The sequence below is a fragment of the Mesorhizobium sp. M1027 genome, assembly GCF_040318745.1.
In the GTDB taxonomy this organism is placed as follows: domain Bacteria; phylum Pseudomonadota; class Alphaproteobacteria; order Rhizobiales; family Rhizobiaceae; genus Mesorhizobium.
In genome coordinates, this window is sequence record NZ_JAMYMW010000015.1 from 70,439 (window position 1) to 96,576 (window position 26,138).

26 protein-coding genes and 2 pseudogenes are annotated in these 26,138 nt (G+C 58.6%); 21 read left to right on the forward strand and 7 right to left on the reverse strand.

All coding sequences use genetic code 11. The features are described 5' to 3' along the window. Positions 1–446: 446 nt before the first annotated feature. Genes NKH50_RS25540 through NKH50_RS25555 form a run of 4 tightly spaced genes read left to right on the forward strand, consistent with a single transcriptional unit; the run spans position 447 to position 4,180 of the window. Positions 447–1,028 (forward strand): hypothetical protein, encoded by a 582-nt coding sequence (locus NKH50_RS25540; RefSeq protein WP_352624859.1) that lies wholly within the window; start codon positions 447–449, stop codon positions 1,026–1,028. Next, positions 1,025–2,401 (forward strand): 7-cyano-7-deazaguanine synthase, encoded by a 1,377-nt coding sequence (locus NKH50_RS25545; RefSeq protein WP_352624858.1) that lies wholly within the window; start codon positions 1,025–1,027, stop codon positions 2,399–2,401. Before NKH50_RS25540 ends, NKH50_RS25545 begins: the two co-directional genes overlap by 4 nt. 5 nt (positions 2,402–2,406) lie before the next feature. Further along, positions 2,407–3,591, forward strand: a complete 1,185-nt coding sequence (locus NKH50_RS25550; protein WP_352624856.1) for a helix-turn-helix domain-containing protein — start codon at positions 2,407–2,409, stop codon at positions 3,589–3,591. Further along, positions 3,566–4,180, forward strand: a complete 615-nt coding sequence (locus NKH50_RS25555; RefSeq protein ID WP_352881735.1) for a PIN domain-containing protein — start codon at positions 3,566–3,568, stop codon at positions 4,178–4,180. The genes NKH50_RS25550 and NKH50_RS25555 overlap by 26 nt, the downstream gene beginning before the upstream one ends. Before the next feature lie 185 nt (positions 4,181–4,365). Here NKH50_RS25555 and NKH50_RS25560 read toward each other — a convergent pair whose 3' ends face one another. Beyond that, the gene (locus tag NKH50_RS25560) at positions 4,366–5,202 is read right to left on the reverse strand and encodes a hypothetical protein (protein WP_352881736.1); all 837 of its coding nucleotides are present in this window, start codon (positions 5,200–5,202) and stop codon (positions 4,366–4,368) included. Then, entirely contained in the window at positions 5,199–6,623 is a 1,425-nt protein-coding gene (gene dgt / locus NKH50_RS25565) for a dGTP triphosphohydrolase (protein ID WP_352624851.1), read from the reverse strand. Before dgt ends, NKH50_RS25560 begins: the two co-directional genes overlap by 4 nt. 236 nt (positions 6,624–6,859) lie before the next feature. Here dgt and NKH50_RS25570 point away from each other — a divergent pair, with 236 nt between their 5' ends. Next, positions 6,860–7,447, forward strand: coding sequence for a hypothetical protein (locus NKH50_RS25570; RefSeq protein WP_352881737.1), 588 nt, complete (start codon positions 6,860–6,862; stop codon positions 7,445–7,447). On the opposite strand, the gene NKH50_RS25575 is transcribed toward NKH50_RS25570, so the two are convergent. Continuing rightward, positions 7,393–7,644: a DUF6074 family protein gene (locus NKH50_RS25575; protein ID WP_352541505.1), complete on the reverse strand. Its 252-nt coding sequence runs from the start codon at positions 7,642–7,644 to the stop codon at positions 7,393–7,395. The genes NKH50_RS25570 and NKH50_RS25575 overlap by 55 nt on opposite strands. A gap of 75 nt (positions 7,645–7,719) precedes the next feature. Here NKH50_RS25575 and NKH50_RS25580 point away from each other — a divergent pair. The 9 genes and pseudogenes from NKH50_RS25580 to NKH50_RS25620 all read left to right on the forward strand — a co-directional run. Beyond that, positions 7,720–7,917, forward strand: a pseudogene (locus NKH50_RS25580) (transposase); the annotation flags it as partial. A gap of 644 nt (positions 7,918–8,561) precedes the next feature. After that, positions 8,562–8,759 carry a hypothetical protein gene (locus NKH50_RS25585; protein ID WP_352881740.1) on the forward strand — a complete coding sequence of 66 codons (198 nt, stop codon included), beginning with the start codon at positions 8,562–8,564 and terminating at the stop codon, positions 8,757–8,759. Positions 8,760–9,387: 628 nt separating this feature from the next. Beyond that, on the forward strand, positions 9,388–9,615 hold the full coding sequence (locus NKH50_RS25590; protein WP_352881742.1) for a hypothetical protein: 228 nt from the start codon (positions 9,388–9,390) through the stop codon (positions 9,613–9,615). A gap of 354 nt (positions 9,616–9,969) precedes the next feature. Then, positions 9,970–10,224 carry a DUF982 domain-containing protein gene (locus NKH50_RS25595; protein WP_352492321.1) on the forward strand — a complete coding sequence of 85 codons (255 nt, stop codon included), beginning with the start codon at positions 9,970–9,972 and terminating at the stop codon, positions 10,222–10,224. Between the two features lie 227 nt (positions 10,225–10,451). Beyond that, the gene (locus NKH50_RS25600; protein WP_352881744.1) at positions 10,452–10,697 is read left to right on the forward strand and encodes a DUF982 domain-containing protein; all 246 of its coding nucleotides are present in this window, start codon (positions 10,452–10,454) and stop codon (positions 10,695–10,697) included. Between the two features lie 8 nt (positions 10,698–10,705). Further along, the gene (locus NKH50_RS25605; RefSeq protein ID WP_352473718.1) at positions 10,706–10,951 is read left to right on the forward strand and encodes a DUF982 domain-containing protein; all 246 of its coding nucleotides are present in this window, start codon (positions 10,706–10,708) and stop codon (positions 10,949–10,951) included. Between the two features lie 8 nt (positions 10,952–10,959). Beyond that, a complete protein-coding gene (locus NKH50_RS25610) occupies positions 10,960–11,199 on the forward strand; it encodes a DUF982 domain-containing protein (RefSeq protein WP_352625651.1) in 240 nt (79 codons plus the stop codon). 612 nt (positions 11,200–11,811) lie between these two features. Further along, positions 11,812–13,590 (forward strand): annotated as a pseudogene (gene ligD, locus NKH50_RS25615) (DNA ligase D); the annotation flags it as partial. A gap of 107 nt (positions 13,591–13,697) precedes the next feature. Further along, positions 13,698–15,359 (forward strand): DNA polymerase/3'-5' exonuclease PolX, encoded by a 1,662-nt coding sequence (locus NKH50_RS25620; protein WP_352881840.1) that lies wholly within the window; start codon positions 13,698–13,700, stop codon positions 15,357–15,359. Between the two features lie 21 nt (positions 15,360–15,380). Here NKH50_RS25620 and NKH50_RS25625 read toward each other — a convergent pair whose 3' ends face one another. Further along, positions 15,381–16,019, reverse strand: a complete 639-nt coding sequence (locus tag NKH50_RS25625; protein ID WP_352881747.1) for a hypothetical protein — start codon at positions 16,017–16,019, stop codon at positions 15,381–15,383. Positions 16,020–16,392: 373 nt separating this feature from the next. On the opposite strand from NKH50_RS25625, the gene NKH50_RS25630 reads away from it, so the two are divergent. Then, positions 16,393–16,707: an alpha/beta fold hydrolase gene (locus NKH50_RS25630; protein ID WP_352467863.1), complete on the forward strand. Its 315-nt coding sequence runs from the start codon at positions 16,393–16,395 to the stop codon at positions 16,705–16,707. A 283-nt stretch (positions 16,708–16,990) separates the two neighbouring features. Here the strand turns inward: NKH50_RS25630 and NKH50_RS25635 are convergent, their stop codons facing one another. Beyond that, positions 16,991–17,197 (reverse strand): hypothetical protein, encoded by a 207-nt coding sequence (locus NKH50_RS25635; protein WP_352755408.1) that lies wholly within the window; start codon positions 17,195–17,197, stop codon positions 16,991–16,993. Between the two features lie 679 nt (positions 17,198–17,876). On the opposite strand from NKH50_RS25635, the gene NKH50_RS25640 reads away from it, so the two are divergent. Continuing rightward, complete coding sequence (locus tag NKH50_RS25640; protein WP_352457917.1) at positions 17,877–18,746, forward strand: MBL fold metallo-hydrolase; 870 nt, start codon at positions 17,877–17,879, stop codon at positions 18,744–18,746. Positions 18,747–19,101: 355 nt separating this feature from the next. Further along, a complete protein-coding gene (locus NKH50_RS25645; RefSeq protein ID WP_352752461.1) occupies positions 19,102–19,554 on the forward strand; it encodes a YidB family protein in 453 nt (150 codons plus the stop codon). A gap of 83 nt (positions 19,555–19,637) precedes the next feature. On the opposite strand, the gene NKH50_RS25650 is transcribed toward NKH50_RS25645, so the two are convergent. Further along, positions 19,638–19,964 carry a hypothetical protein gene (locus NKH50_RS25650; protein WP_352457919.1) on the reverse strand — a complete coding sequence of 109 codons (327 nt, stop codon included), beginning with the start codon at positions 19,962–19,964 and terminating at the stop codon, positions 19,638–19,640. A gap of 241 nt (positions 19,965–20,205) precedes the next feature. Here NKH50_RS25650 and NKH50_RS25655 point away from each other — a divergent pair, with 241 nt between their 5' ends. Both NKH50_RS25655 and NKH50_RS25660 read left to right on the forward strand, forming a co-directional pair. Further along, the gene (locus NKH50_RS25655) at positions 20,206–20,793 is read left to right on the forward strand and encodes an alpha/beta fold hydrolase (RefSeq protein WP_352881750.1); all 588 of its coding nucleotides are present in this window, start codon (positions 20,206–20,208) and stop codon (positions 20,791–20,793) included. A gap of 430 nt (positions 20,794–21,223) precedes the next feature. Further along, a complete protein-coding gene (locus NKH50_RS25660) occupies positions 21,224–22,144 on the forward strand; it encodes an ArsR/SmtB family transcription factor (protein WP_352881752.1) in 921 nt (306 codons plus the stop codon). A gap of 234 nt (positions 22,145–22,378) precedes the next feature. On the opposite strand, the gene NKH50_RS25665 is transcribed toward NKH50_RS25660, so the two are convergent. Beyond that, positions 22,379–23,302 (reverse strand): glycoside hydrolase family protein, encoded by a 924-nt coding sequence (locus tag NKH50_RS25665; RefSeq protein ID WP_352881754.1) that lies wholly within the window; start codon positions 23,300–23,302, stop codon positions 22,379–22,381. A 399-nt stretch (positions 23,303–23,701) separates the two neighbouring features. Here NKH50_RS25665 and NKH50_RS25670 point away from each other — a divergent pair, with 399 nt between their 5' ends. Beyond that, positions 23,702–24,874 (forward strand): glycosyltransferase family protein, encoded by a 1,173-nt coding sequence (locus NKH50_RS25670; RefSeq protein WP_352457923.1) that lies wholly within the window; start codon positions 23,702–23,704, stop codon positions 24,872–24,874. A gap of 2 nt (positions 24,875–24,876) precedes the next feature. Next, a complete protein-coding gene (gene glf, locus NKH50_RS25675; protein ID WP_352492345.1) occupies positions 24,877–26,019 on the forward strand; it encodes a UDP-galactopyranose mutase in 1,143 nt (380 codons plus the stop codon). Positions 26,020–26,138: the final 119 nt, after the last annotated feature.

Genomic DNA, 26,138 nt, shown 5'->3' on the forward strand with positions numbered 1-26,138 from the left:
ATGAGCGCTATCTTGTTTATGGCGGGGGCCGAGACATCAGAAAAGGTCCTCGATGTCGCTTTCACTGCCCTAGCTGCGCGGCCGCGCGCCGAGTTCAAGGCCAAGAACGCAAAGTGCGCCATCAGCGTGCGCAGCTGGAGCGCGGGCTCCGCGGCTTCGAGCCGGGATGCGGCGCCCTGGCGCAGATGACTTTTGCTGCCCAGCGCGCCCTGTGTGAGGCTGGTCTGCTTGCGGGCGCGGCACACGATAGCGCCGAGTTGCTTTTCGTTGCGGGCGATCGGATCGGTGATGGCGAGCCTCCAGAGAGACTGCCAGCTTACCCCTGTGATGTGTGGCGCGGGTGTCGTGAGAAATCCACCTCTAGCGGTCATCCTGATTAAACGCACGTCGCCGCATTGACAATGTCAGAAAAAAATATCAACATATCTGACATTGGGGAGATTCCAATGAGTGACGGTCCGCATAAAAGCCTGCCATTGCGTCCTAAATATCGGCGTGTCGCTGAATGGGCGTACAAGCCGGCATTTTCTATCTCCGAGGTCTGCGAAGCGACCGAATCCGCGCTGGTTCAGGACGCCAATATGGAAGTGCGCGGTGTGATCAGGCAGCTGATTGACATTGTTGACGGTGGCGATCTTTTCAGCACGCGGCCGGATGAATTGCAGCGGCAGCTGCAAGAGCTGCGCGATGATCCGGCGGTGCATCCACTGGCCGCAAACGCGATCGAGTGCACCCAAATGGCCGTCCAGCAAGGCTTGCAAGGACGTGATGCGGTCCAGGACGGGATTGTCACGGCCTTGAGCGAGCGTCTGCATGCGAACGCGCGAACTACTGAGGAGCACTACCTCGTCGAGCGCGGGCCAGGTGCAAGCCGCACCATCCGCAATCGCATGGGCGAAGTCAGCGCTAGAATGAACGAGAACGGCTCGTTCACCCGTATCGCTCGTTCGCTTTTCGGTGACAGCACGGTCGCCATCACGAGAACTCCCGCGGCGCGCAACGGTCTTGACGATGGGGTTTCCCTATGAAGGTTCTTCATGGGGAATGCCCCGCACTCAAGGTTGCCGTTATTGAGGCCGGCGGGAAAACCAAGGAAAGTTGGCAACCGGTCGAGATTGGCAAATCCATCATTTTCAACATGAAGGATTTGGACGACTACCGTACGAAGAATTGGGACACTCGTATCTTCGACACCTTGGTCCTGAGCGCTGCAGTTGAATATTGCGACAAGACGTGCAAGCGCTCGGCATGGGGCTGGATGCGGAAGTTCGAGTTAGCTGTCCCTGTCCATGATTTGGCTCGCTGGCAAGAACCCGAGGTCATCGCGGCGCTCGTTTCCGTTTTGAAATTTCTAACTGGCGATGAGTGGAGCCTCTCTTTCTACCAGCGCCAGCGGGCGCCCGAGGAAGAGGTCGGTCAGCAGAGCCGTTTGGAATTTGGTGATGCCACGCGCATAGTGACGCCGTTCAGCGATGGTTTGGATTCGCGGGCGGTGAGCGCTTTGCTTTCGGCAGGAGGGCGCCCGGATCGGTTGATCCGTATCAGGGTGGGCTCGAAAAAAGATGATCGCCCCCGTCGCGACGCTCGAAAGCTTCCATTCCTGAACATTCCCTTCAGGGTCAAACCTGGACCGGACGGCTTCAACGAGTCCTCCGCTCGGAGCCGCGGCTTCAAATTCACTCTTTTGAGCGCGATCGCAGCCTATCTGCTCGGAACTCATGACATAGTCATGCCGGAAAGCGGTCAGGGCGCGCTCGGGCCTTCGCTGGTACAAACCAGTCATGGCTACGAGGACTACAGAAACCACCCACGCTTTCTCACCAAGATGGAGCGTTTGTTCGCTGCGCTTTTTGACTACGATGTCGCCTATCGGCTTCCGCACTTGTGGAAAACGAAGGGCGAGACGCTTCGCGAGTTCGCGGCTCTTCCCATCGAGCCGAAAGAGTGGATCGAGACGCGATCGTGCTGGCAGCAAAACCGTAATTCCTCCGTAGATCACAAGTGGCGCCACTGCGGCATCTGCGCTGCCTGTATGCTTCGCAGGCTCAGCTTTCATGCGGCCGGTGTTGACGAGCCGAAAGAGAATTACATCTGGGAGGACTTGTCAGTTCCCAAGTTTGCTCGGGGAGCTGCCAGGGATTTCAACAAAATAACAGGGGCGATGGAACAGTATGCCATCGCCGGCGCACTGCACCTTGATCATTTGGCTGATTTGGGCTCTTCACCCGCCCATCGGAAACGCATGAGCCGTCACGCGTGGCAATTGTCCGAAGTATTGGACATGTCGCATGCGGATGCGGAAGGCGAGCTCTTGGGCCTGCTTGAACGGCATGAACTTGAATGGAAGGCATTTATGAAAGATCTCGGACCCAAATCGTTTGTCGCTCAGTGGCTGGCCTGACAGCGATGAGTGAGGCCAATAATCAGCTCTCACTAGTGGAAGTAGGCGAGAGAATTCGCATCGCGCGTGAAAGTGCGGGCAAAACCCAGGCGGAGGCTGCCGAGGCAATCGGTGTGGCACGCACTACCTTAGTTGCGATGGAAAAGGGTACGCGGCGCGCAAAGATTGGGGAGTTGCAGAGGCTGGCAGGGTTCCTAGACACGAACACCAACGCGTTGCTCCGCAAGGAAGCGGTCCACGTCGAGCTAACGCCGAGATTTAGGAAGCTGACCGAAAACGAAGAGCCATCGGTTGCGAAAGCCGCCGACCTTTTGGCGCAACTCGTAAGGGCTGAGGTTGAGCTTGAGGCTCTGCTCGGTGTCGAATATGCGCGCAACCTGCCGCCTGAAAGACGCATCCTTGTTGGCGACGTTCGCCAACAGGCAGAACAACACGCTTTGGAACTTCGCCATTGGCTCGGTCTTGGGCTTGCGCCGATCGCAGATATAGTCACTCTGCTCGAGCTGCAGATGGGTGTCCGTGTTCACGCTCGACGCCTAGCGGCGAAAATCTCAGGCTTGTTCGCCTATGATGAAAAGGTGGGTGCCTGCATACTTTTAAATGCGAACCATCCAATCGATCGGCGCACTCAAACGGCCGCGCATGAGCTTGGTCATTTAGTAGCTACGCGCGGAGACGCAGAGGTCTATGAGATCGATGAACTGGAGAGTTCGCGCGAGGAAAAATATGCCAATGCCTTCGCAAGGAGCTTCTTGACGCCGGCGCAGGCTGTTCGGCAGAAATTTGCTGAAGTTACGGCGGGTGCTACGAGCCTCACTCGCCGGCACGTGATCGTTCTTGCCCACTATTTCCATGTTTCGCGCGAAGCGCTTGTCCGGCGCCTTGAAGAGCTCCAGCTTACGAAAAGAGGAACTTGGGATTGGTTCGTTCAGAACGGAAACATTACGGATGAGCAAGCGCAGCAAGTGTTAGGTGACGTTTCGAGGAGTGATAGCCTGAAAGACGACGCGGCCAGACCAGTGTCGCTGAAGATGGGCCTGATGGCATATGAGGCGGCAAAGCGGGGGCTCCTTAGTGAGGGGCAAATTGCAAGGCTCCTTCATATCGACCGGATCCAGGTGCGCGTTTTGCTAAGTGATATTGATGCCGAGGAAAGTGGGGCCAATGCGGCGACCTCAATTCTACGGTGATCTTCCACCGAAACTAGTTGCTGACACCAGCGTCATTATTAATCTCAATGCCACTGGCGCTGCGCATGAGATCATTCGGTCACTGAATGTCACGCTGAGTGCAAGTACCGTCGTGAGAGATGAGCTCATCCATGATCGGGTTAGCGGGCGCAATGACGCCGACCTCGCTCAACAGCTGGTACAGGATGAATTGCTGCAGTTTGCTGAGTTTGACGAAAAGAGCGGGGCGATATTTGAAAGCCTGGTCAGTGGCGCCGCGGAGACGACTCTGGATGATGGTGAGGCGGCGACATTGGCCCTCGCTGTATCGTCTCAGGGATTGGCAATCATTGATGAACGCAAAGCAATTAGCATCGCCACTCATCGCTTTCCAACTCTCCAGCTGCTCGCCACGGTGGACCTTTTGCGACTTGATCGCGTCCTTTTAGCGCTCGGAAACGAACGTCTCGCAAAGGCCGTGATAAGCGGCCTGAAGGATGCACGGATGGCAATCCCGGAGCGACACCATGGTTGGATTGCCGACCTTCTTGGTGACCAGATTGTCGAGTGCCGGAGCTTGCCAGCGGCACTGCGCCGAGCACCGGCCTGATCGCTTCCCAGCTTCCGTTTGCTCTCTTTGCGGTCTCAGACAGACGGTTGGGCATCGCGAAGTGAAGTAAGAGATCGTCTTCGACCATCGCCGAGAAAACGCCGAATCTTCAAGCTCTTCGGCCCAAAGCTGAGGCTGTGACTGCAGGGTTGTGGTTCGACTTCTTTCAAAACCAATTTCAAGGGTTAGTATCTGGAATCTCGCAAGCCGGCCGTCCTCGCCTGCAAAGCGGACCCTCGGGGTGGCCCGCCAACGCCCGGGGTCGGTAGACGCGCGGTCGATACCGACTTGCACTCGAGGAGGGTCTTTCCGACACCGTGCTCGTAGAGCGCCGAAATCGCCGCATCGAGGTCCGTTCCAGACGCTAGGCCAAGACCGGCGGCATTACGCGTGGCGTAGTCCAGAATCTCGTTGCGGCTACGCGCGATACCCTCTGCCAGATAGTTGGCAAGCCGCGGTGTGAGCTGCTGCCGCCAATCGAACAGGATGCGCAAGGTGCGCGCGAGCGTGCCGATGTAGTGGGGGTTGGCCTCGAGATTGATATCGACGATGCCATGCTCGATGCTCGCCCAGAACCGCTCGGACCGGGTGATCTCCAGCGTGCGGCAGTGGAACAGGACTGCATCACAATCGAAGAACGTGGTTTTGACTAGGTCAGTCAGCGAGTGGACCGCGACGTAGTCATTGCTGGCCGCCCACGTCGTCTGCAAGGCCCAGACGTCAAAGTCGAAGCGGCCGTACTTCAAGCGATACCCGCCAAACCGGTTACGCTCACCGCCCAATTGCCCGAGCAGCGCCTCCAATGCTCCAGGGACGGCGTCAACCACGACATCGACATCCGACCTGAAGGAATTGCGGCCGTCGCGGGCGAAATCGCGTGGCAGGCCGCCGAAGATCGCACAATCCCCGACCGGACTCAGATGGTCGATAAGATCGCCGATATCGTGCCCTTGCGGCCCTCGGATGAAATCGGCAATGTCCGAGCTGAGACCGTGGTCCAGCATATGCTGGGATGTGGTCATGCCGCGCCCCGTGCCCGCAGGTCTTTCAGCAGCGAGATCGCGAAGCCGTCCGTCATGCCCGACACCATGTCCGTCATCAGTTGCAGTTCACGATAGCGGATAGGCATGCGGTTGTCCGAAGCCTCAGCGACGCGGCGGTAATTCTCCGAAATTCGGGAATAGACATAGCTGTGAAGGGGCGATGTTCGCTTCGAGGCGATATCCAGCGGATCTTTCCGGTTGGTGATGGCTGCCCAGAAGATGTCCATGAGTCCGTGAATCGTCTGATGGCCCGTCAGTTCAACCTCAAGCACCTGGCGGTGCGGGTAGATGTGCTTGCCGGCGAATTCCTTGAGCAAACGCCATAGGCGTGCCGCTTTGGACACTGCCATCAGTTCCTTGTCGAACGTGCCGGCCATAATGGCGTCCAGGTTTGTCACGAACGCATCTGTCGCCGCGACGATCATCACACCAATCGCGTTGACCCGAAACATCTGCATTGTGATGTCGTCAAGCTCTGCCGCCGACAGGGATTTCTCACGGAATTCTTGGTGCTGCTCCTTGGCCTTCTCGACTACCTTGAGAACGGACTCGTCCTCCTCTGCCTTGTGCATCAGGTAGCCGACGAGACGGTCGAAATTGACGAGCCCCTTCTTCGCGGCATCTTCAACATCGACGACGGAGTAGGCGATGTCGTCACAGGCTTCCATGACGAAGGTAAGCGGGTGCCGAATACCTTCAGCAAGCCCGGTTTCAGCCCAGACTTCCTTAGCGATGTTGGCTTCTGACTGGAAGAAGTTGAACTTCTTGCGAGCCAGCACCGACTTGTTCACCTTATCTGAAGGACTGGGGTATTTCATTAGAGCTGCGAGGAACGCGTAGCTCATGTTGAGTCCGAAGTCATCGTTGACGATTTGCAGCCGGGTCAGCAGCCTGAATGCTTGAGCGTTTCCTTCGAAACGAAGGAAATCTTCGCGCAATGCGGCACCATCCAGACCTTCAAAGATCTCTGGTCCCTTGGACTTCATCCAAGATTGGATCGCATCCTCACCTTGGTGACCAAAGGGCGGATTGCCCAGGTCGTGGGCCAGCCCGATCGCTTCTAGCAGGGCAGGGACGTTACGCCCGGCATTTACGGCTTCGGGCAAATTCAACTTGTCGGGATAGACGTGGACCAGCGCGGTACCGAAGCTGCGTGCCATGTTAGCTACTTCATGGCTATGGGTCAGGCGCGTCCGCACGCTGTCATGGGGGTCCAGTGGAAAAACCTGCGTTTTGTCCTGCATACGTCGAACAGGTGTCGAGAACAGAATGCGGTCATGATCGCGCTCCAGCTCGGTCCGGTGTTCGGCGGTTTTGGCGGAGCGCTCGGCGGCCTTGCCCTTGGCCTTATCCTTGCGCCGTTGCGCATTGAGTAACTTTTCCCAATTTAGGTCAGCCAATGTCCGTCGCCCCTATCTTCGCTCCGGTATCGGCTCGGTGCTACGATTCGTCAATTGGCAGAACCTTGTTGCTGGAAAAACCACGCTAACAATGATCAAGCACAAACCATCATTGGCTCTCCACCCAATTGGCGCATCAAGTCCTATCAGTGATGTTCTCTATCTGTTCTAAATCAGAATAATCGTAGGGTCAACGGTACCCGCCGCGCCTAGCCCATTAATCGACTTCCTCCGCGATGTGGCCGCTCATGTTCTGGCATCGAAAGTCTGGTTTCGGGAATCGCAAATGGGTGATGACTCCGATAGGGTCGTCAGACGAATGGCGGCTTCTTGCTGCTGAGCCGAACGCCGACCTTCCACACATGGCCCGACAGTGCCGCAATACTGATCGCGATCCTTCGGCGCGAATGACTTATGGGGCAGAGAGCAAAGACGGTGCTTTCGGGCTCGATGTTCGCGTTATCTGCTTAGAAAGTCGCATAAATGGCAGTGTGGAACTCAACGGCGGCTCATTGGTTTTGCGGGTTCAGCTCGTGGAAAAGGTCCGTCGGCCTTTCGTGAATGCGGGTTTCCGCATCGCCTACCTCGATTTGGTCGATGGCGAGGCGGAGCCGTATCTCGCCCGAGAGCACATTCGCGCGCATGATTTCGACGAACGCGCCTATCTTTTCATCCGCAGTGAGAAACCTGCGTTTGACGGATGCAGTGGTGCTACGCTTGTGGAGCCCCGGGGCGTCTCTATGCGGCAATCCTTCATCGTGAGCCGATGCTATTGTGCAAGTTTCGCAGCACTGCGGGTGGCGATGTCGGCCAAGACAGCATGAAGAAGCGTTCCAACTTCCTGTTCGGCGACGCCGGGTGCAATTCCTGATTCGGACAGTTGAACGAGAATTGCCTTGGCGGTGTTGCGCCAGAAGGCGTTCGCGTCCTTCCCGTTCTTGGATTCCAGGACCCGGGCGATCCCTTCGACCAACTTCCGCCGCCGATGCAGCGGAAACGCGCTTATGTTTGAATCACACATCGATCACCTCACCCCTTCAGTCGCGCGAATAAGCATTGGCGGGTGAGAAAATTTGGTTAACAGCGCTTTTGGACAATGGTCAGCAATGGAATAAAGCGTCTACCCAACAAGCCAAGAGGTGTGCCACGTGTTGATGATCGGCGCGTGCTGAACGGCATCTTCTGGGTGCTGCGCTCCGGTGCTCCATGGCGCGACCTGCCTCAGCGCTATGGCCCGCGCACCACCTGTTGCAACCGCTTCGTCCGATGGCGAAAAGCAGGTGTGTGGCTGCGCAGTAACGAGTCTACGGCCTAAGGTTTGCGGAGCCTCACGCCGGCGCGGCTGCCGTTCTCCGGGATGAACTCGACGCCGGCGGCCTAGAGGGCGATGCGCAAGGCAGCAACGGTTCGCTCTTGTGTGGAGCCCTGTCGGGCCGCGACATCTACTTAATGTCTATTTTAGACAGTCGCCGCGACCATAACTTTTGGTAACAGGTCAGGGTCGCGGGATGCCGAGCCGCTTGAAATACCGAGTTACGTCCGGATGCTCGCGATCGTCCCGCCTCAACCGCGCAACCGCGTCATCATCGCCGGCGAGCGCCATAGCCAAACCGGGAGCGCTTATTCTCCACGGAGCACCGGGCATTGTCTGGTTGTGAAGACGGTGCTTGATCACCAGCCGCCTGAGTGTGTCTTCGCTTAGGTTGTAGTCGTACCTGAACAGATCAATGGCCCTCTGGACCGTGATCGCCTCTGCCCGTGGGATGTAGAGCGGCCGAAGCCGTTCGCCTGTTGCCGGCGCTGTTTTGACAGGGCGCGCATTGGTCATTCGGCCCATCGCGCTTTTCTGCGGCCCGCCGTTTCGCCCGACATCAGGGAACGATATCGGCCCCCATGTATTAGAAACTGATGGACACTATGGAACCCCACGGCCACGGGATGGCGGCCGATCTTTTGACATCGGAAGTTGCCAATGCCAGGCAGCGCATCCACCGGACCGAGCTCGCGATTCAACGCACTGAAGAAATGCTGGCCGAAAATCTCGCGCTGTGCAGCAGGATACGAACTGCGGTCGAGTCCGCAGACCGCTTGGTGAAGATCGATCCCCCCAGCTTTGAAGGACGTCGCGCGGGTTGAACTGGGCCGGCGTTTCATCGTCGCGACCTTGCGGCACCCTGCCGCAAGAGCCTGCCCTGTTGGCATCACAGCGTGAGCAAACATTGGACAGAAGCATTTCAACGGTCGCTATGTGCAACACCGACGCTAGATCGACACGATCTTCTGCACGGGGGTCTTCGCGCGAGCGAGTTAGCCGATCTCCCGCTCAGAAATTTCAGCCAAAATATTCCGACCTCCTGATGGAACCCGTTCGTTGCGGGCGAGTTACGGCTCATTGGGGACGGACTTCCCGAACATGACAACGAGCAACAAAGCAGACCATCAGTCTGTCTCCGGAGCGTTTCGGAAACTGATCCGTTCCGAAGGCTATCGTCATCACGTACAAACGTTCTTAAATCTGGATGTCGAACCAGAACTGCCGCCAACCCTACAGTCATTACTTGCGGCTATTGATCGGGCCAAACAGGGGCCGACGGAAGAAGTCCCTTAGCGGGCTGGCTGAGCGTCAGGTCAAAGAGTATAGAGGCTCGCTTCGTGGCTTGTCCCCCTGATTCCCACTCAGAAGTTATCAAACATTCTTCTTGATTTTTCTCGACAGAGGGTCATGAATGTTCCCTTGGGTTCTCGCTGAGGTGGGAGGCCTTGTATGAACGTTTGGACGAACTGCCGACCCGACAAAGTGACTGCCGAACACCTTGTTCACGAGCTGATCCTACAAGTCCGTCGCGGCCAAATCATCTCCGTCAAAGAGACTATTGCAGCGGTGAGCCGAGACGGGCAACATCTGGCGGAAACTGACTGCGAGCTGGTGGAGCTTATCGTCAATGTTGCCCCAGCCTTTGGCCTGTTCGTCGGGTTCGATCTTCGCGAATAACCGCCTCCTCAACAGGGCGGACCGTGGCGACACGGTCTCGATCAAAGCGGCACTACGCGAAGCTCGGGAGACTGCGCCTTATTTGGTGGCCTCCAACGAAGAACTAACCGAGGCGATCGTCGAGGCAGCAACTGCCATGGGCCTCTGCGTGGCTATCGACGGTCGCGAGTAGCTGTCAGCCAACTTCAGCCGCTGTGGCATCGCAACGGAAGCGCGCCGTCCTGCGCCATTTCAATAGTCAGAGGTAATCCGTAATTACCTTCGCAACCTGCTCACTCTGCCTGTAGAACGGGAACCGGGCTGAGCAAAAGTATTTGCTGGAGGAACTTGATCGGGCCGACAAAGAGTGACCGCATGGCTCTCCACTGGTTCAACCCTCCGGTCCCGGTCAAGACCGAGCGTCCCGGGATCATCCGCAGCGTAAACAACGCCGAAGCAGCCGGCGAGGAGCTGATGAAGTGGACCAAGCGTGGCCCTTGGTGGGACCTCGCGGTGCGTGTTTGCATGGCCGTGATTTTCGACGAGATGGAAGCTGAGGAGGCCCGCAAGGCATTCCTGGCTGCTGCAAAAGAGGAGGGGACATTACTCCCCCCAATGACAACCAGCTAAATTGGATTGCGGTATAAGGTTCTAGGTGTCTCAGACCAACACCGCCTTCGCGAAAGGAGCCCGCCGCCAAGCATGGAGATGAGAGGCGACGGACCCCCCCACAGCGGCTGCACATCCACGAAGTAATCCCGCTGCCGCCTCTAAACCCGCGAGGGCCTACATCGTTCCCTTAGCTGCAGCTAAAGCGGGGTTGGTCGGCGGGCTCTTCCCGCTCTAAGTTCCCTCTTATGGGTCCCCTCTGGTTCGCTCCCCCGGTCTACGTGAAGACGAAACGTCCGGGCATTCGCAATGGGGTCAGCCACGTCGAGGGAGCCGCCGAGGAACTCCTGGCATGGGACACAAAGGGCCCGAGGTGGACGAAGGCGGTCCAATCCTGCGTCGATGCATGCGAGGGCAAATCCTCCCCCCAAGAGGTGCGTGAAGCCTTTGAGGCGGCTGCCAAGGAGGCCAACGTGTATCTCTCCCCTGAGTAGGAGGTATCATGGCGCCCATCTGGTTCGTCCCTCCGGTGTTCGTGAAGACTGAAACCGGTGTCAGGCATGGCTGCAACAATGCGAAGGAAGCCCTTGAGCAGCTCAAGATGTGGACCCGGCGAGGGCCTCGCTGGCATAAGGCGGTGACCCTCTGCCTGTCAGCCTTGGAGGGCGATTCGATTGACCCCCACATAATACGAAAGGCCTTTGAGGCTGCCGCTAAGGAGGCCAACGTGTATCTCTCCCCTGAGTAGGAGTTGTCGTGGCAACCCATTGGTTCTCCCCTCCGGTGTACGTCAAGACCGACCGACCTGGGGTCACCTACGGGTGTAACAATGTCGAGGGTGCCGCCGAGGAACTCATGAAATGGACCAAGATGGGACCTAAGTGGAGGAAGGCTGTGCAACTGTGCGCCGACGCCTTTCAGGACCGTGTGACTCCGGAAGAGGTCCGTCAGGCTTTCGAGGCTGCTGCCAAGGAGGAGGGGGTGCTCCGTGAGTAGCAGGCCGGTGCCCATGGCTATGTTGGGAAGGACCCGTTAGGCTGTCTAATGCTGACCAAGTCCGTGCTGCTCGAAATAGACCCGGATACGAGAGCATTGACTCTGGTCGGCGCATTCATGGGCATTTTGCACTTCTTGAAACTGGTATCGGAGCTGCTCTGGGCGAGGTACTTGGCGTCAATGGGGCACGTTGAGGTGGGGGGACCGGAACCGGAATGTCAGGCTTCGAAACCCGATGGCAGAAACCAGATACGCTGTGGCGGCATTTGAGGGCACGTTCCTGCTCTTGATTATTGCCTGTGAGCTGTGTGCGAAAATCGGGAATGGAAGGGCCGGAGGCAGGAAGCACGGCCTCAGGCCGAGGCGCTAATCAAGCGGGTCGGCAATGATCGCGAAAAGCTCAACACGGCCGGCAGCGAAACTAAAGAAGTAGTCGCGCGTTGGACGGCGGATAACGCTGTTTCGTCTCTCGAGTATGGTTTAGGTCAGAGTGGTCAAGCCAACGTCGCGTAAGGCAATCAATGCGTCGAGCGCTCTAGTCAAGCGAAGTCGCCCGCTCGTGACGAGGTCACTTTAGCGCCGCCCGCTTTCCGGCCGGTCCAGCTCGCAACGCTCGTGGACACGGTCCCTGCCGGCGATCGTTGGATCCATGAAATGAAATACGACGGCTATCGTATTCTCGTTGCCGTCGGCGGAGGCGAGGCGCGAGCCTACACACGATCTGGTCTGGACTGGTCTAGCCGTTTTCCCTCGGTCCTCTCCGAGGCTTGCAAGCTCAAGGTGCGCTCCGCCCTGATTGACGGCGAGGCTGTGGTCGTCGATGCGGAAGGAAGATCTAACTTCCAGGCGCTTCAGAATGCATTGAAGGGTGCCCCAGCGACTATCGACTTTTATGCGTTCGATCTGCTGCAGCTCGACGGCGAAGATCTGACAAGGCTTCCTCTTCTTGTGCGCAAGGCGAAGCTGGAGGCGATCTTGCCTGCGAAAAATCCGGTCCTTCGTTACTCCGACCATATCCTCGGCCGGGGAGAAGAGCTGCTCGATCGCTTCTGCGCAGCCGGCCTTGAGGGCGTCATCTCAAAGCTCGCGGATTCGAGTTATGTGGCGGCCCGCGGCGCAAGCTGGCTGAAGATCAAATGCATCCGGCGGCAGGAATTTGTGATTGTCGGCTGGACCCCGTCCGACAAGGTCCGCGCGTTTCGGTCCCTGATCCTTGGCGTTCATGACGGCGGCAAGCTGCGTTACGCCGGGAAAGTCGGCACCGGCTTCGACACCGCTGAACTTCTTCGTCTCTTGAAGATCATGGCGCCGCTTGAGCAGAAGGCCGCAACCGTCGACGCACCACGCGCCGAAGTGCGCGGCGCACACTGGCTCCGTCCGAAACTGGTCGCTGAGATCGCCTTCACCGAAATGACAAATGAAGGGACGTTACGACATCCGAGCTATCTTGGTCTCCGCGAAGACAAGAAGCCGGAGGCGGTCGTGCTCGAGACGGAACGTCATGCAGCCGATCTCGCCGCGTCTGCGACAACCGCCATCGCGATAAGTAACCGTGACCGCGTCATCTATCCGGAGTCCAACATCACCAAGGGACAGCTTGCCGACCATTACGCAGCGGTCGCGGCGATCATGCTTCCTTGGGTTGGCAGCCGGCCGATCAGTCTGGTTCGATGCCCACAGGGCCGCGCGAAGAAGTGCTTCTTCCAGAAACACGACGCCGGCAGCTTTGGCGACAAAGTCCACCACGTCGGCATCACAGAGAAAGACGGGCACGAGGAACCATATCTCTATGTCGACGATGCCGACGGACTGATGACTTGCGTCCAGATGGGAACGATTGAGCTGCATGGATGGGGGGCTCGGATCGAGGATGTCGAAAAGGCCGACCGCCTCGTGTTCGACCTCGACCCCGATGAAGGCCTCGATTTTGAGGCCGTCCGCGCCGCTGCCTTTCAGTTCCGCGCTATCCTTAAATCGCTGGGACTTACGACTTTCCCGATGCTGACGGGAGGCAAAGGAGTGCACGTCATCGCGCCGCTCACCCCTGGCGCCGAGTGGCCACAGGTGAAGGACTTCGCGTCTCGCCTGGCGCAGGCGGTCGCCCGGAGCGATCCGGCCCATTTCACGGCCGTGTTGTCAAAGGCGCGCCGCAAGGGTCGCATCTTTGTGGACTATCTACGCAATCAGCGCGGGGCGACCGCGATCATGCCCTACAGCGCAAGATCACGTCCGGGCGCTCCTGTCGCGGCACCGATCACGTGGGCGGAGATGAAGACAATAGACGCGCCCTCTCATTTCCACGTGGGCGATGCTCCTGAATTAAAGAAACGCGCAGCCTCCAAAGCTCTGGCGGGATGGGGTCGCGCTGACCAATCCTTGCCCAATCTGTAGCGTCCGACGCGGGAAGAGGCAGTAAAGCCGGGATTCAAAGGGCAACGCGGCGCTCACGGCCTTGCCTCATTGGAACCTGCGGAGATCGGTCTCGTTTGGCTGAAGCCATGGCAAAAATCGATCCTAGGACCGTCGCCAGTCTTTTAAGGGAATACGCGCAACGGGCGTCTATGCGCGGCGACAATCCCTATCGCACAAAGGCATACTTGCGCGCGGCAGACAGTCTGATGGCGCTGTCGCAGCCGCTTGATCGGATCATCGCCGCCGGCGCCCTCACCAAGATCCCGGGGATCGGTGACGCGATCGCAGACATCGTGACCAAGCTTTACCAAACCGGCACGCACCCAAGCCTTGAGAAGCTGCGCGAGGATGTTCCAGCGGGCGTGATGGAGCTGTTTGCCATACCCGGGCTTCGTCCCGATAAGATACTGAAGCTTCATCAGGCGCTCGGCGTGAACTCGCTGGCGGAGCTCGAGGCCGCAGCGAGAGAAGACCGCATCCGCCCAGTCAAAGGCCTCGGCGCCGCGCTTCAGACAAAGCTGCTGCAGAACCTGGCCATCGTGCGAAGCGGCGAAACGCAACTTCACCTGCACAAGGCCGCCGCTCTTCTCCACCATGCGGTCATATCGGTAAAGCAACAGCATCCAGAGTTTTCGCGCGTGGAAATTGCAGGTGACTTCCGACGCGGTTGCGAGCTCGTTTCCGACTTCGCCCTGGTAGCGCAGGCCAGAAAGTCGACTGGAATCGAGGATATGGCCCTCAGGCTTGTTGTCACGGACAGGAAGCACTTTGGCGCGAGCCTGCTCGAGGCAACCGGTTCGGCAGACCACCTTGAGCAACTGAAGACGTTCGCGGCCGACAAGGGATTCACCCTAAACGCCGACGGGCTTCATCGCGGGAGAAAGCTGATCGCGTCAGCGACAGAAGAAGAAATCTACCAAGCTCTAGACTTGCAGTTTATCGAGCCTGAATTGCGCGAAGGCAGGGACGAGATTGAGCGAGCGGCAAAGCAGAAGCTACCCGCCCTCATTCGGGATGAAGATCTGCATGGCATCCTGCATTCTCACACGACCGCATCCGATGGCACCGAAACGCTTGAGGCAATGGCTGAAGCCACGCGTAGGCGCGGTTTCGAATACTATGGTGTCGCCGATCATTCGCAGTCCGCTCACTACGCAGGCGGCCTTTCGTTGCAGGAGATTGCTGAACAGCACCGCGAAGCTGACCGGCTGAACAAGGCATACAATGGAAAATTTCGCATACTGAAGGGCATCGAGGCGGACATCCTGGCGGATGGCTCGCTCGATTACCCGAATGATATCTTGGAGACGTTCGATTTCGTCGTCGCGAGCGTGCACAGCCGCTTCAAGTTGCCCAAGAAGGAACAGACGGAGCGTATCATTGAGGCGATCGGAAATCCTCGGACGACAATCATCGGGCACATGACCGGTCGCCAGCTGTTGCGCCGGCCCGGTTATGATCTCGACGTCGACAAAGTCCTCAAAGCGTGTGCGAAACACGGCGTCGCTGTCGAAATCAACGCACATCCGTGGCGACTCGACCTCGACTGGCGCTGGCATCAAAAGGCACTCGATCAGGGCTGCATCTTCAGCATCAATCCGGACGCTCATTCGATCCGCGAGCTCGACCACATGCATTGGGGTGTCGAGATGGCGCGCAAGGGCGGTGTCCCTGCGAAGCGGGTCCTGAACGCGATGCGTTTGACGGCCCTCCTTGCGCATCTCGCACGGCGCAGGCAAACGTCCTAACCTGCTTGTGCGCCCGGCCTATCAGCGCAGGAGTCCGTCCTTCTCAAAATCTTCCCAGCCGCGCAAACTGGAGTGCGCGTTCTCATCGGGGCCGTAGCCAGCTGAAGCTGCAGTTCCGCGACCGCTTCTTTGAGCGCGTTTCATAGCGGCCTTCCCTGCGGCTCGCCGCCTATTCTCTGCAGCTGTCGCTGCGTCCTGTTCGCGCCAGACCGTAACCAGGTCGCGGTCAAGCACATCCTCCACGTGCTGCGGGTCGAACACGTGAAAGGTGATGTTCCTTGCCCGCCCGCGGAGTTTCACCGTTTTCGTCCCGGCGCTCTGCAAGCGACCATCTTTCAACCAGCGGTGCCGTTCGGCCGTCGAGATCGTCAGAATGTCCTCGATTTCACGGGGGATTACGCGCAGGCCCTCGATATTCTGCAGTGCTTTGGATACGATCCCGAATACCACCTGCACATCATTCTCGGCGCCCTCAGGCAGGCGCAGGGTAAGCACGCGGGACTCGATATTGAGCAGTTTCCTGAACTCCATTGGAAGGCGGGCGCGTATTTCGAGAAAAATACCCCTCGCTCTGACGGGCGATCCAAGCGTTGCAGCCGGGGTTAAAGGCCACTCTCCAATCAGCTTCGCTGTTGCATTGATTTTTCGGCGCGTGGACATGCCCCTTTATATAGGTCCCCGATAGTCGGCAGCGATGAGCCGATCGCAAAGCCAACAGAGTTCTAATCCGCCAGCGGTCTGAACCACGATGCCCAAAGGCGCAACCACGATTGTGAGCGGGGCCGTTTGCAACTTCGGCTAACAGGAAACGGCAGAGTTGATCTCGAAGTGCGATATCAGGCGCGTCGCCGCCTGGCGGCTTTTTGGGGGCCGTTTGCTGTCCGTCCGGTTATTGCCGAGGGACCAGTTAAAGCCGCCGTTCGGCTCACGACCTCTTCGCGGAATACAAGGCAAGTTCAGATCCCGCGGAAGCCGACATTGAACTGCCTCTCCGTTTACACGTTTGGCAAATGTTGCGAATGGAGGGAGTTGCATGTTTGAAGGTTTCTCGCTGGAGCAGATCAAACTTCCGGAAGCGACGCTCAGAGTGCGGGTTGGTGGAAGGGGCCACCGCTTCCTGATGCTGCACGGTCATCCTCGCACCCATGCCACTTGGCATCGCGTGGCGCCGATTTTGGCTGAGGAATACACCGTAATTTGCCCTGGTCTTCGGTGCTCGCCCTTGCGGTGTGTCGCAACACAATCAGCGCGTCCGGTTTGCCGTGAACAGATCTTGCTGATGCACCAGTTCGTCCGCGACGGGCTGACGGAGGCGGCGTGTGCCATTCGGGTGGATGGCCGAAAATAACCCCACCTCTGCATGACGCGAATTGTCCCAGCCCGGGTAGGCCGTTATCGGGTACAGGCAAATACCCTCGAATCGATGCTCCGACACCCATAGCGGCACGCACCTCGTCGCGGCATACATAGTGGAGCCAAGCCGGCCCGCCGGATCCCTCTGAGCCGGTCTCGGCAATGAACATCGGCTTACCGTACCGATGAGCAACCTCGAGCAACATTTCCGACAAAGCGCGGTACTCATGGTGTCCCATCGATATCGTCGGCCCGTTTATTTACCATTGATTGTGCGGCTAGAAATTCAGGCCCACGACATCGACAACATCTTCGCTCCCGCCCAACTCAGGTTCGACGCGGCCCAGCAACATGTCGTAAGCTTCGAACTGCCCCTGACGGGCGTTTTCGGCCCGACCCCGTTCGCTGCGGGTCCGGTCACGAGGAGCGATTTGGATAAGGGGCTCGGCCCAGACAAATCTGCAGGCGGGGTCGATCTCCCGCATTGCACGAACACCCGCGATGGCAGCCTTCACGAGATGCCGCTTGAACCATCCACGTTTGTTCGGCCCCACGCGGGAAATAGCCGACCTCAACAGCCCATGCGAAAAAGGAGATCTAGTTGATGGGACACAACAGAGGCGGTGTTCCGGCGATCGAACGCTGTACCCTCACGGCTTCTGCCGCGAACGAGGCATAGGCATCGATGAAATGCAGCGATCCCTGATCGACATGGTCTGGAGATCCGTAATGGAAGATGTCCCAGATAACCTGGACACCTGCCGATCGGGCCGCCTCGACCATTGGCGCCCAACTTGACCAGTCATAGGCGAAGCTTGCGGAACCGGAGCCTCCACCTGGTGCTCGTCCATACGCCCCACTTCGCTCATTCGAAGTCTTCTTTCAGCAGTCGGCTTCGAACTCGGCCGCCTTGTTAGGACCCGGAACCGCGTTGGCGAAATACCGCATCCAATGGGCGCGCCATCTTCGTTGCTCAGTCCAGCTCGTCCTGGCGCGACCGGGTAATGCCGAACCGATTTGGTCGAGCCTTTGTTCCTGTGGTGGACTGTCCGGAGCTGGGTGGCGAAGGAGGAACAAGGAGGGCCGTGCCAAGTTCGGGGCGATATACCACCGCCGCCGATCGACTCGAGCGGCTGCTCAGCAACAAGAGAGGCACGGGATCACATGACCGTTCAGATTCGACTTTCCGAGATCGACCACGCCAGGCGCGAGGATCGTGGCGACGGCGCTTGGAGCATCGCACCGGACTTGGGCTATTTGCGCCTAGCAATCGTCAATGTCGTGTTCTTCGGCGCACCGGGCAGCGGAGATCGGAACTGGATGCTGATCGATACCGGGTTGCCGACGTCCCGCGGCAGCATTCTTGCGGTCGCGGAAAAGCGGTTTGGCACGAACGCACGGCCGGCCGCGATCATCCTGACCCACGGCCATTTCGACCATGTGGGAACGGTTCTAGACCTCGCGAATAGGTGGGACGTGCCTGTCTTCGCGCATGCACTCGAGCGCCCCTATCTGGACGGAACCGCGTCCTATCCGCCACCGGATCCCTGGGTCGGGGGTGGACTGATGGCGCTGCTTTCGCCGCTTTTTCCACGGGGGCCAATTGATCTTGGCAACCGTTTGGAACTCTTACCTGCCGACGGATCGATCCCCGGAATGCCCGGATGGCGATGGGTACACACACCCGGGCACGCTCCTGGGCATATCTCGCTCTGGCGCGAGGAGGACCGCTCGCTGATCGTAGGGGACGCTTTCATCACCACCGGTCAGGAGTCAGTCTACGAGGTCGCCGTTCAGGATCTTGAGATGCACGGTCCGCCGCGCTACTTCACGCCGGACTGGGATGCGGCGGAAAGATCCGTGAAGCACCTGGCAGCCCTGAACCCGCAGATGGTCATCAGTGGACACGGTGCGGCTGCTGCGGGAGTGGGCATGCGTCAAGCTCTTGATAGCCTGGCTGAGCGGTTCACGGTGTTCGCCGTCCCGCCGAAATTGAAATTCGTGCGCGAGCCGGCGGCAGTCCTAGGTAGCTGAGGCTAACTGAGCCGCCGTCGTTCTGAAGTATGATCAAGTTGGGCAGACTCTATCTCTCGAGCCGGTAGAGTTACCCGTCGGGTCGCGCTCTCCATCGTCGCCGACAAACTCTGACAAGCGGAACAAACCCGGGAGGCGCCGGGTTAGGGTCGCTCGATCGGTGCAGGGCGACTGCGGCCAAGCGCCCCGAAGTTCTGCGTCAGGAGAAGACGTCAGATGGAAAACGAGTACCCCGAAGGACGCGTCCTCTCCGCCGGTGAGCCGACCGGCAAGAAGTTGTTCGAGCCCACACGGGTCGTCATCCGCCAAGACTTGGCTTCGTTTCGCTCATCGGCCAAACCGTGGAGGAGACCAAATGGCAAATCTGGGAAGATTGGCGATCGCGATGCTTGGCGTTCTGGCATACCAAAATCGCGACAAGCTCTGTGAATTGATTCCGGGAGCGGGGTATCTTAACCCAAACGACCCGCAACGCAGAATTCTGGCTCAGATAACGAATGGCGTGTCGAGGGCTGACCTTGGTGAGATCCTCGACCGGTTCAGGGAGGTGGGGGCAGGATCGAAGGTCGACTCGTGGGTTGGCAGCGGGCCAAACGAACCGATCGAGCCAAGGGACGTCGAAGCGGCAATGGACGAAGGTACACTCACGTCCATTTCGATGCAGACGGGCCTTTCGCGCGAGGAGCTAATCAGAAGGATTGCGCGGGATCTACCCGAGGCAGTCAACGAGATGACGCCGAATGGTGAATGGCCGCCTGAGCCGAGACAAGGCTTGGATGAGTCGACCCTGCTCGACAATGTATCCTAGGAGACACAGCCAGGAATGCAGCCGGCCAAGGCGAGATCCGGGGTGGCAACTCTACACTCGGGGACGCTCCTGCGCGATCGCCTTCATCCGCTCGGGAACCAAGGATCTGGTTCGAGCGCGCCGAACGCGCAACTGGCCGCCATCCTGAAAATGCGGCACCGCTGCATCGCGGCGCCCTCGCGCTCGCGTATATCGGTGAGCGGAAGAAGGGCGCGTTCCTGGCTGGCCAGAGCGCTGGCGATCGATCCGGACGACTTCGTGACGCAGTACAACGCCGCTTGCATGTATTCCGTGCTCGGGGAAGTGGAGCAGCGGTGCGGTACCTGGAAAGAGCCGTCGGAGGAAGCATGAGTCAGAACGTATTGGAACGAATCCGTCACGAAGTCGATTTCGACGCCATTCGCGATCACCCGCGGTTCGTGCAGCTTCTTGGTTCACTTGGCTTGTGACGCACAGCTGTACTTGCACAGGCTTCGGCCTGCCTAGCAGCCGCGTTCGCGGCGCGTCCGCTTTGGGTGGCGGATTCAACGGATCGCAGCAACACACGCTCTTTTCTGAAAGTGGAGTGTGAGCCATGAAGCAGCGAAGTCGCATCTACTACTCGGCCGCTCAGCGGCCTGAGTTTGGGTTCGATGGCAGGCGGGCGAGTCGATGAGCTCGATCGGACGACGATTCGATCGGAAGTCTTCATCGGTGCCGCCGCGCCTGGGCCTTGCACTGGCGGGCTGCCACCCTTGCCTGTCGCCGGTGGTGTTTTCCCCCACATTTTGCTGCCGCTGCTTGTGCTGCTCACCTGGCCGCTCGCCATGGGCAAGTATTTCGCCCCGGCATCGTCTCGGCGGGGTTTGCTTCGTCGGCAAAGGACATCGCCAGCTGGCCTCACAGCTGCGGTCGATCGCGGCCGAATCGGGATTGATGCTGGCCGACGCGCTGGCCGGCGGCCGCTTCACCCGCTACAATGATCTGTTGATGCCTGCCGGCATTATTGCCGGGGCCGGCGACCGGTTGTTCGATGCGAAAGCCGAGGCTCTTAGACTACAATCGGAGATTCCTGGTTCCTTTGTCGATATCATCCCGCAGGCCGGCCACATGGTCCACCACACCGCACCGCTAGCTGTTCTCGCCATGGTGGACAGGGTCGCTGCCGCGGCCAGCAGTGAAGTAGGCCGGCACTGGCGCGATCCCGAAGAAGTGGAATCGCGATTTTCGGAAAAGATCATGCTCAAAAGCAATAGGTAGAACCCCGTCCCGACTCTATCGGGTGGCGAATCCGATGATTTACTTCACGGCGGCACGCACTTCAGCGAACCGCATCCTGTGCATCCATCCGCGCCGGTTCGGCTAACATCGACGTCGAGGTCCCGTATCTTGGGGATTTGGCCAGGGGAACGGCCCCAATTCCGTGTTCGGCTTCTGCCTCTCTTTGTGGCTGCCAGTATCTAGTCGTCTGCAAATCGAGGCCACGGACTGACAAGCACCCCCGCACTACAAGGAGCTGGCGGTCGGAGAACAAATGTAGACATGTCGCACCATCCTTGCGGGTACGGCTTGCGATGCATACTGACGGTCGAGGGCTTAATGTAACCAAATCAACGGCTCGGCGTTTCGGTCAGCGCCGTTGCAATGAGCGAAGCCATAACCTCTGTCACGAGCATAGACTGGCGATTTCATGAGTCGCAATTTTCTGGTGATTGAACCTGAGGAAGGCATTGCCGTGCTCAAGGGGCTTGCCTCCTCGGCGCGGATCTCGATGCTGAAACTGCTGCATGAGAAGGGGCCGATGAATGTCAACGAAATCGCCGCCGTGCTGTCGCTACCGCAGTCGACCGTCTCGACCAACATCCAGGTGCTGGAGGATGCGGGGCTGATCCGCACCGAGAGAGCGAAGAAAGGCAACCGGAAAATCTGCTATCCGACCGCCGAAAAAGTGCTCGTCGTGTTCAAGAGCGAATACCGTGCCGTCAAGAACGATGCGATCGAAGTGTCGATGCCGATCGGGCTTTACACCGGCTTCGAGGTTACCGCGCCCTGCGGCCTTTGTTCGCCGGACGGCATCATCGGCTTGCTCGATGTGCCGAACACTTTCCTTGATCCGGATCGCATGAAAGCCGGTTTGCTGTGGTTCACGCGCGGCTTTGTCGAATACCAGTTCCCCAACAATGCCAAGCTTGCCAATGCCGAGATCACCGGACTCGAAGTGGCGATAGAGCTGTCTTCGGAAGTGCCGGGCACTAGCGCCGATTGGCCCTCGGACATCACGCTGACGATCAATGGTGTCGATGTCGGCACCTGGACGTCGCCGGGGGATTTCGGCGACAAGCGCGGCGTCTTCACGCCCTCCTGGTGGAAGCTCAAGGGCTCGCAATACGGCAAGCTGAAGAACTGGCGAATTGCCAATGACGGCACCTATGTCGACGGTCTCAGGATTTCCGAAACCGGCCTCGCCGCACTCGATCTGAAGAGCCATCATTCAATCCGCGTCCGTATCGGCGTCAAGGACGACGCCGAGCGCCCCGGCGGGATCAACATTTTCGGCAAGGGCTTTGGAAACTACGATCAGGACATCCTGCTCAGGATCAAAACCGCGTGAATCGACTGGCCGCGTTGCTGCGCTCAGTTACAGTTCATTGCTAGGCTAGGCTTGCAGCTGGCACCGCCGTCCATGAGGCGACCGGCTTGCCTGACGTGTATAGATCCCTCGTCGCAAGCTTTGCCCACTGGCTGCGAATCCCCTGCTACCCTCAATCGCCAGTACAAAGGGATCCGTCCCACCAACCAACAGCCAGAGCATCCTCCGTTCCGGCAAAATGCCGGAACTTACCATCTAGGCAACTCTCGAAAGTATATGCCGATCCAGGTCACACTTAGCCAACCCGAACCGCCAGCGATGGTTCGTAGCCTCACGCCTGCTCTGGTAGAACAAGGTCAGTTGCCGGCCGTCGATCATCACCGTCGAATGGCCATTCTCGCCGGGCTCACCAGGGTCGAGAACGGGGCCAACGGAAACGTAGGGACCCTTGACGTCATCGGCGATGGCGAAGAAGACGCGCTGCCGGCTGCCGCGCGGACCTTCGGGGAGGAAGCAGGTGGCGTTGAGAAGCACACGACCGTCCGGCAGCTCGACGAGCTGCGCGCCTTCGATCCCCCATTCGTAATCGGGGTGCTCGCGCGCATTGTGATGTGGCACGTCGAGATGATCGAGTATCTTGCCGAGACGTTTCCATGGCCCGAACCAGGAATCGGATTGGCTGCGCGCCAGATAGACATCAGGCTGGGGCACCCTGGTGAATTTGGGCATGCCTGAATAGACGATATAGCGCTTGCCTCCGACGATTGCGGGGTGGGGATCGTAGATGCCGTCCTCATCGGTGTCGAGCAGCGACAATATCGCCGGATTGAGCACCACCCAATGAAAGCCGTCATTGGACACCGCGTGCTCGCAACGTCCGCCGGACTTCATGAATTCGGTCTGGATAAACATGTGGAAGACGCCGCACTCATGAATGACGCCGGGCGCCGCAATGCCAGATCCGGTTACCGGCAAAACGATCGCCTCGTGCTCTGTCCAGGGTCCATAAAGATCCGGCGCTGTGGCGTGGAGGATTTTCCAGCTCTCTGTTGTGACGGTGCCGCTGGAGCCGAAGACGTGCCAGAGCGTGCCGTCGAACACCGGACAAGGGTCCTTCAGATCATCCACAACCTGCGGGTGAAACAATGGAAAGACGTTGGTTTCAAAGTCGATCTTCATTCGCCAGCCATCCCTCGATTCGTCTCGGTCTCCATTCAAATGAACCACCGGCGCGACTCAGATGAATCGATTCCAAGCGTATTTATAGCTCCGCTGATGAACGGTTGTTGAACGATTGAAGGATTTGAACCGCTCTGTGGCAAAGGGCCACATTTGGGGAGCCCGACCTGACGCGAGGGGCTTCATCATGTGGATCGAATGGGGGCGGCCGGCTCGCCCCTTCTCTGTCGAGCCGTCGCAAGTGGAGCGGACGGCTGGTCTCGCCCGAGACAGTTTGGAGCTATGGAACAACTTATCGGGATGGAAGTTATATAGAAGGCTGCGAACTTCATGTCAAAGCTGCCTCGATTGACTTTTGTTAGTCGAGGCATTTTGTAACTATATCGAAGGATAATCTACATGGAAATGGCGGCGGGCCGGGCCAAAACACCAAAAAACCCTGTACAACCGTCTATTTTAATTTGCTTTTCACACCTCCGATGGAACTTCGTATATCAGAGACCACAACACATTCTGACCCTGGCGTCAAAACAGCAACAGCTAATTTACTTCGAAGAGCCGATCTTCGATGAGAGGCGCCACCCTTCGATGCGGGTGCACAATATTACCCCCAAGATCAGAATAGTGACGCCGCTGATCCCAGTTGGTACTTCCGCGACCAGGGCGGACGCAATCCAGCGCAGGTTCGTCGATCAGATCCTCGCCTCCACGCCGCATGACCGATTGACGACCTGGTATTACACGCCCATGGCGCTACGCTTCAGCGATCATCTCGCCTGTGACGTCTGCGTCTACGACTGCATGGATGAACTCTCCGCGTTCAAAGACGCTCCCGCAGAGTTGACGCAGTTGGAAAAGGCGCTGTTGCAACGTGCCGATGTCGTCTTCACGGGCGGGCAGAGCCTCTACGAGGCCAAGCGCAGCTTGCATCGGGCGATCTTTCCCTTCCCGAGCAGCATCGACGTTACCCATTTCCATCAGGCTAGGGCGCCAGGTGAAGACCCGTTCGATCAGGCCGACATACCTCACCCGAGGGTGGGGTACTTCGGGGTCATCGACGAACGGCTCGACCTTGAACTTATCGCGCATGCGGCTGCGGCAATGCCAGACGTGCATTTTGTCATGCTCGGCCCTGTCGTCAAGATCGATCGGGCGAGCCTTCCCACGGCAGGCAACCTGCATTGGCTGGGCGGCAAGTCCTATGCAGACCTGCCGAACTATCTCAGGCATTGGAGTGCCGGCTGGATGCCGTTCGCGCTCAACGATGCGACCCGCTACATCAGCCCGACCAAGACTCCCGAGTTTCTTGCGGCAGGACTGCCGGTGTTGTCCACGGCGATCGTCGACGTTGTGCGTACCTACGGCGTCGAAGGCCTTGTCGAGATTGTCGAGGCGGAGGACATCGAGGCCAAGCTTCGCTCGATCCTGGCCCACCCCCGCGATTTCCTGGTGAAGAAGGCCGACGCCTACCTCGCCGACATGTCCTGGGAGAAGACCTGGAGCGCGATGGCTGCCCACATCGAGCGCGCCCATGCGATGAAGAGCGTCGTCCCATTCCTGAGGAGGGCGTGAGCGTGTTCGACTGGTTGATCGTAGGGGCCGGTTTCGCCGGCAGTGTGCTGGCCGAGCGTATCGCATCGCAACGGCAGGAAAGCGTCCTGATCATAGACCGACGAAATCACGTCGGCGGCAATGCCTATGACTGCTACGACGAGGCGGGAATACTAATTCACCGTTACGGGCCTCACATCTTTCACACCAACGCCCAATCGATCGTCGACTATCTGTCGCAATTCACGCAATGGCGGCCTTACGAACATCGTGTGCTGTCGCTTGTCGATGGAAAGCTGCTGCCGATACCGATTAATCTCGACACCATAAACCGCCTCTACGGCCTTGAATTGACGTCCGAGCAGCTGCAGGACTTCTTCGCTTTCCGACGCGAAACGGTCAAAGAAGTCCGCACCGCCGAGGACGTCGTGGTGAGCACAGTAGGCAGAGAGCTCTACGAGAAATTCTTCCGCGGCTACACGAGGAAGCAGTGGGGTGTCGACCCTTCCCAGTTGAGCAAGTCAGTGACGGCGCGAGTCCCGACCCGGACCGATCGCGACGATCGGTATTTTGGCGACAGCTTCCAGAACATGCCGGCAGGCGGGTATACGCGCATGTTTCAGCGCATGCTGGATAGTCCCAAGATCAAGATCATGCTGCAGACCGACTACCGCGAAATTCGCGACAAGATCCCCTTCCAGCAGATGATCTATACCGGTCCGATCGACGAGTATTTCGACTGGAAGCTTGGTCGCTTGCCCTACCGTTCGCTGCGCTTTGAGCACACGACGCTTGATTGCGAGCAGTTTCAACCGGTCGCCGTCGTCAACTATCCGCAGACGGAAAAATACACACGGATCACCGAGTACAAGCATCTGACCGGTCAGCAGAGTCCGAAGACCAGCCTCACCTACGAATACCCCACCGACGTCGGAGATCCTTATTACCCGGTGCCGCGGGCCGAAAACGAGGCTTTGTACAAACGATACGAAGCTTTGGCCGCGGCGTGCCCGGAGGTCTGGTTCGTCGGACGTCTTGCAACATATCGCTATTACAATATGGATCAGGTGGTCGGCCAGGCATTGGCTACGTTCGGGCGCATTCAGACACGCCTGCCAGCAAACGGGATGCTCGTCACGCCGACGCAGCGCGAGGCGGCCGAGTGAATGATGCGCCGGCCTGACCGGCGTCGGGCGACCCACGGCCAAAGGGGCCCATGTTTCTCGGCTTCTCGGCGAACAGCTCTAGATATGCTGTGCTGTTGATGCAGCTGAAAAGCGCGCAC

Excerpts from the sequence above, each read along its gene's own strand:
- NKH50_RS25625 (WP_352881747.1), bottom strand. The coding sequence starts at position 16,019 with ATGTCCACGCGCCGAAAAATCAATGCAACAGCGAAGCTGATTGGAGAG.
- NKH50_RS25540 (WP_352624859.1), top strand. The coding sequence starts at position 447 with ATGAGTGACGGTCCGCATAAAAGCCTGCCATTGCGTCCTAAATATCGG.
- NKH50_RS25670 (WP_352457923.1), top strand. The coding sequence starts at position 23,702 with ATGGAAATGGCGGCGGGCCGGGCCAAAACACCAAAAAACCCTGTACAA.
- NKH50_RS25640 (WP_352457917.1), top strand. The coding sequence starts at position 17,877 with ATGACCGTTCAGATTCGACTTTCCGAGATCGACCACGCCAGGCGCGAG.
- NKH50_RS25665 (WP_352881754.1), bottom strand. The coding sequence starts at position 23,302 with ATGAAGATCGACTTTGAAACCAACGTCTTTCCATTGTTTCACCCGCAG.
- NKH50_RS25600 (WP_352881744.1), top strand. The coding sequence starts at position 10,452 with ATGGGTCCCCTCTGGTTCGCTCCCCCGGTCTACGTGAAGACGAAACGT.
- NKH50_RS25575 (WP_352541505.1), bottom strand. The coding sequence starts at position 7,644 with ATGTGTGATTCAAACATAAGCGCGTTTCCGCTGCATCGGCGGCGGAAG.
- NKH50_RS25595 (WP_352492321.1), top strand. The coding sequence starts at position 9,970 with ATGGCTCTCCACTGGTTCAACCCTCCGGTCCCGGTCAAGACCGAGCGT.
- NKH50_RS25570 (WP_352881737.1), top strand. The coding sequence starts at position 6,860 with ATGTGGCCGCTCATGTTCTGGCATCGAAAGTCTGGTTTCGGGAATCGC.
- NKH50_RS25560 (WP_352881736.1), bottom strand. The coding sequence starts at position 5,202 with ATGACCACATCCCAGCATATGCTGGACCACGGTCTCAGCTCGGACATT.
- NKH50_RS25550 (WP_352624856.1), top strand. The coding sequence starts at position 2,407 with ATGAGTGAGGCCAATAATCAGCTCTCACTAGTGGAAGTAGGCGAGAGA.
- NKH50_RS25605 (WP_352473718.1), top strand. The coding sequence starts at position 10,706 with ATGGCGCCCATCTGGTTCGTCCCTCCGGTGTTCGTGAAGACTGAAACC.
- NKH50_RS25620 (WP_352881840.1), top strand. The coding sequence starts at position 13,698 with ATGGCAAAAATCGATCCTAGGACCGTCGCCAGTCTTTTAAGGGAATAC.
- NKH50_RS25630 (WP_352467863.1), top strand. The coding sequence starts at position 16,393 with ATGTTTGAAGGTTTCTCGCTGGAGCAGATCAAACTTCCGGAAGCGACG.
- NKH50_RS25655 (WP_352881750.1), top strand. The coding sequence starts at position 20,206 with ATGAGCTCGATCGGACGACGATTCGATCGGAAGTCTTCATCGGTGCCG.
- NKH50_RS25635 (WP_352755408.1), bottom strand. The coding sequence starts at position 17,197 with ATGCGGGAGATCGACCCCGCCTGCAGATTTGTCTGGGCCGAGCCCCTT.
- NKH50_RS25585 (WP_352881740.1), top strand. The coding sequence starts at position 8,562 with ATGGCGGCCGATCTTTTGACATCGGAAGTTGCCAATGCCAGGCAGCGC.
- NKH50_RS25590 (WP_352881742.1), top strand. The coding sequence starts at position 9,388 with ATGAACGTTTGGACGAACTGCCGACCCGACAAAGTGACTGCCGAACAC.
- NKH50_RS25545 (WP_352624858.1), top strand. The coding sequence starts at position 1,025 with ATGAAGGTTCTTCATGGGGAATGCCCCGCACTCAAGGTTGCCGTTATT.
- NKH50_RS25645 (WP_352752461.1), top strand. The coding sequence starts at position 19,102 with ATGGCAAATCTGGGAAGATTGGCGATCGCGATGCTTGGCGTTCTGGCA.
- NKH50_RS25660 (WP_352881752.1), top strand. The coding sequence starts at position 21,224 with ATGAGTCGCAATTTTCTGGTGATTGAACCTGAGGAAGGCATTGCCGTG.
- NKH50_RS25555 (WP_352881735.1), top strand. The coding sequence starts at position 3,566 with ATGCGGCGACCTCAATTCTACGGTGATCTTCCACCGAAACTAGTTGCT.